The organism is Acidovorax sp. KPB24-07 (assembly GCF_057543315.1).
This window is the reverse complement of sequence record NZ_BAAJYS010000912.1, coordinates 1-625: the sequence shown is the minus strand read 5'-3', so window position 1 is coordinate 625 and position 625 is coordinate 1. Positions and strand designations below refer to the sequence as shown.

1 protein-coding gene is annotated in these 625 nt (G+C 75.0%); it reads left to right on the top strand.

Going from position 1 to position 625, the window contains the following annotated elements:
- The coding region (locus tag AC27IQ_RS26630) for an MFS transporter (RefSeq protein WP_487091479.1) at positions 1 to 625 on the top strand (625 nt) is incomplete at both ends.

Here is a 625-nt window from a genome sequence, read left to right as displayed (position 1 = left end):
CCTTCGTGCCGCGCGATGCGGGCCGGCCGACCGCCACGCCCCTGCGGCAGGAGCTGGCCGTGCTCGCCCGCGCCCAGGTGTGGCTGGGCCTGGGCATCACGGTGTTCGGCTTCGCCGGCGTGTTCGCGCTCTACACCTATGTGGAGCCGCTGCTCACCCAGGTGACGCACATGGACGGCGCGTGGGTGGCCCTCACGCTGCTGCTGTTCGGCGCGGGCCTGGCGGCCGGCAACCTGCTGGGCGGCAAACTGGCCGACCGGGGCGTGATGCGGGCGCTGGCGATGTCCATCGGCGCCCTGATGCTGGTGCTGGTGGCCGGCCGCTGGGCGTTCGGCCATGCCGGCCTCGCCATGGCCTACGTGGTGGTGCTGGGCACCGCCGCCTTCGCCACCGTGGCGCCCATGCAGATGCGCGTGCTGCAGCAGGCGGGGCCCGAAGGCGCCACGCTGGCCTCCAGCCTCAACATCTCGGCCTTCAACCTGGGCAACGCCATCGGCGCGTGGCTGGGCGGGCTGGCGATCGCCCAGGGCCTGGGCCTGCTCTCGGTGACCTGGGTGGCCGCCGCCCTCGCGGCGCTGGGGCTGGCGCTGGTGGGCGCGAGCACCCACCGCGACGGACGCGCCCC